This is a genomic window from Phenylobacterium sp., from assembly GCF_020253645.1.
Classification (GTDB): domain Bacteria; phylum Pseudomonadota; class Alphaproteobacteria; order Caulobacterales; family Caulobacteraceae; genus Phenylobacterium.
On record NZ_JADCBG010000103.1, the window covers coordinates 1 to 3,514 of the forward strand.

Below are 3,514 nucleotides of genomic sequence, written 5' to 3' on the forward strand. Positions count from 1 at the left end.
CTGGCGGATGTAGGGGTCCGGGCTCATGCCGCCCCAGGGTCCCCAGACCGTGCCGGCCAGGGCGGCGGTGACGTCCTCGGTCAGGCCCAGGGCCTTGCCCACCTGGCGGATGGCCATGCGCGGCCGGAAGTGGATCACCGTGGCGGCGATGGCGGCCCGATCCCGGCCATAGCGGCTGAAGAGGTACTGCATCACCTCTTCCCGGCGCTCGTGCTCGAAGTCCACGTCGATGTCCGGCGGCTCGCCCCGGGCCTCGGAGATGAAGCGCGAGAAGAGCAGGTCCTGGTCCTTCTTGGTCGGGTCGACGGCGGTGATCCCCAGGCAGAAGCAGACGACGGAGTTGGCCGCCGATCCGCGCCCCTGGCAGAGGATGCCCTGGGCCCGCGCCCAGCGGACGATGTCGTGGACGGTCAGGAAGTAGTTGGCGAAGCCCAGCTTCTCGATGAGGTCCAGCTCGTGGGCGATGGTCCGGCGCTCGGCCTCGCCCATGCCCGCCTCGAAGCGCCAGGTCGCCCCTTCCCAGGCCAGGTCGCGCAGGTGCTGCATGGGGGTCTTGCCCGCCGGGACCGGCTCGTCGGGATATTCGTAGCGCAGCTCCGACAGGTCGAAGCCGACCCGGCCGGCGATCTCCAGGCTGCGCTCGACGGCGCCGGGGAAGCGGGCGAACAGGCGCGCCATCTCGGCGGGGGACTTCAGCCGGCGCTCGGCGTTGGCCTCCAGCCTGAGCCCCGCCTCGTGGATCGTGCAGCCCTCGCGGATGCAGGTCAGGACGTCCTGCAGGGGCCGCCGGCGGGCGTCGTGGTAGAGCACCTCGCCCGCCGCGACCAGGGGCGCGCCGGCCGCCGCCCCCAGGGCCTCCAGCCGGGCCAGTTCGGACAGGTCGCGGGGGCCGTAGCGGCGCACGCCCCCCAGCCAGAGCCATCCTCGCCGGGCCGACGCCAGCGCCTGGAGCCGCCGGGGAAAGTCCGTCGCCCCGGCCTCCCCCGGCGCCGGAGGCAGGACGACGCCCAGCTGGCCCTCCGCATGGTCCAGGAAGTCGCCGAGGGACAGGTCGCACCCGCCCTTGGGCGCCCGCCGCTTGCCCAGGGTCAGGAGGCGGGTCAGCCGCCCCCATGCCGCCCGGTCCTGCGGATAGCAGATCAGGTCCGGCGTCCCGTCGGCGAAGACCAGGCGGGCGCCCGCCAGCACCTTCAGGGACCCGCCCGCCTTGCGCCCCGCCCCCCAGGCCCGGACGACGCCGGCGACGCTGTTGCGATCGGCGATCCCCAGGGCCTCCAGGCCCAGGGCGGCGGCGGTCGTCACCAGCTCCTCGGGGTGCGAGGCGGCGCGCAGGAAGGAGAAGTTGCTGGCCGCCGCCAGCTCGGCGTAGCGGCTCATCCGAACAGGCCGTGGAGCCACCAGCGCACCGGCCGGTCATGGTCGTGAAGGCCCGAGCGGAAGACCCAGAACCGCGTCCCGTCCTGGTCCTCCACCCGGTAGTAGTCGCGCACCTGGTCGGTCCGCACCGCCTCGATCCCGGCCCGCCACCACTCCGCGCCGATCCGCTCGGGCCCCTCGGCCAGGTGGATGCGGTGCACCCGCCGGCGCCAGCGGAACTGCCGGGGCGGCTCATCGGGGGTCAGGGCGATCACCGCCTCCAGGGGCTCGGGGCGGGGCAGGAGGCGTAAGGGGCGGGGGCGCCAGGCGGGCCAGCCGCCGGCGGGGCCGGCCGCCACCTCCAGGGCCGCGGTCCGGCGTACCGAGCGTTCAGGGACATGGCTGGCCCGGGGCCGGCTGCGCCAGACCCGCTGGGTCCCGAGCCGGGCGGTCAGCCGGTCGATCAGGGGCGCCAGGGCCTCGGGTCCCTCGACGGGCTCCAGAAGGCTGGCCAGGTCGGCCTGGCCGGGGGCCAGGACCTCGGCCTCCGCCGCCTGCAGGCTCACCGCCTCGATCCCGAAGCCGGGGTCCAGGGTCTCCAGCCGGGGCAGGAAGAGGCGGGCGAGGCGCTCCGGGTCGCGGGCGGCCCGGGACAGGCCCAGCTCCAGGCCCACCGGCGCGCCGTCCACCCGGTGGAAGTCCAGGCGGAAGCGCCGGGCCCCGCGTCCGGACGCCTCCAGCCGCGCGCACAGGCCAAGGGCGGCGTCCCGGCACAGGCGGGCCAGGTCCTCCGGGGCGCTCACCGGCTCGGCCAGGTCCAGGCGAAAGAACCAGGGGGTGGGCGGGCGCCGGAAGGCCAGGGCCTCGGGGGCCCGGCCCAGGGCCTGGTCCAGGCGCAGCAGGACGCCGGCGCCGAAGCGCTTGGCCAGGGGGCCGCGGGGCAGGGCGGCCAGCTGGCCGATCCGCCTCAGGCCCAGCCGGGAGAGGCGCTCCACCGCCGCCGGCTCCAGACGCAGGGCCGCCAGGGGCAGGCCGGCCAGTTCAGGCGCGAGAGGCTCGGCCTCCATCCTGCCCGGAGCCAGGACCTGGGGACCTGTCGCCGCCGCCGGGCTCCGCGCCAGGGCCCAGGCCGCGCCGGCGGCGTCGGCGACGGCGATCCGGGCGGACAGGCCGTCCCGCGCCAGGCGGGCGGCCAGGTCGGCGGCCATCTCCGCCTCGCCGCCCCACAGGTGGGCGACCCCGCCGATGTCGAGGAAGAGGCCGTCCGGCGGGTCGGGGGCCACGGCGGGGGAAAAGCGCACGCACCAGTCGGCCAGGGCCTCCAGGGCGCGGGCGTCGGCCTCCGGCTCGGCCTCGGCCAGGACCAGGTCGGGGCGCAGGGCCTGGGCGTCGGTCACCCTCTTGCCGGGAAAGAGGCCCACGGCGGCGGCCTGCGGGCTGACGGCGGTCAGCACCCTCAATCCGCGATCCGGGCCGACCAGGGCGAAGGGCTCAGCCTGCGGCGCTGAGGGCCGCCGGCGCCGCCAGGTCTCGATCGCCCAGTTCGGCGACCAGACGCAGAGGATGCGCGACATCGGCTTCTCCTTCGTCCCCGCTTGCGCCGGCCTCCACGCTCCAGTCGCCGGTCCGGCCGCCCCGGCTGCGGACCAGGCGCAGGCGCCAGCGCGGCGCCCCCAGCCCCAGGCCGCCGGGGCCGGGGGCGCTGACGGCCGGTGATACGCGCCAGCAGGTGGCCGCCGCGGTTCCACCCGTGGTCGCCGCCGCGCCTCCGCCGAAGGGCCGGCGCAGCAGCATCAGCCCCGTCCCGCCCCGCGCCTCGCAGGCCAGCTGCAGGCGGCGGCCGGCGGTCAGGTCCACGGCGCCGACCTCGGCCAGCACCACCCCCACGCCCGGCGAGGCCAGGGCGTCCTCGGCCACGGCCAGGGCCTCGTCCTCGTCCCGGGCGCAGACCCCCACCAGCCGGTCCGCCGGCAGGCCCAGGCCGGCCAGTCCCGGGGGGAAGAGGTCGTCGCGGCGCAGGATCCAGACCGCCGAGCGGCCGCGCTGGTCCGGACGGGCCAGCAGGGCGGCGGCCAGCCGGGCGGCGAAGGCGGCGGGGGCGGCCCCGGTCTCGGCCTCCTCCCCCTCGCCGCCGATCTCGTGCCACTGGCCCAGGGGC

At 77.2% G+C, this 3,514-nt stretch carries 3 protein-coding genes; all 3 read right to left on the reverse strand.

Translation table 11 applies throughout. The features are described from left to right. The coding region (locus tag INE98_RS07165; protein WP_293537749.1) for a PHP domain-containing protein at window positions 1-1,377 on the reverse strand (1,377 nt) is incomplete at its 3' end. Then, window positions 1,374-2,930, reverse strand: a complete 1,557-nt coding sequence (locus INE98_RS07170) for a DNA polymerase Y family protein (RefSeq protein ID WP_293537751.1) — start codon at window positions 2,928-2,930, stop codon at window positions 1,374-1,376. The genes INE98_RS07170 and INE98_RS07165, both read right to left, overlap by 4 nt. Continuing rightward, on the reverse strand, window positions 2,848-3,514 hold a 667-nt coding region (locus INE98_RS07175; protein WP_293537752.1), incomplete at its 5' end, for a protein imuA. The genes INE98_RS07175 and INE98_RS07170, both read right to left, overlap by 83 nt.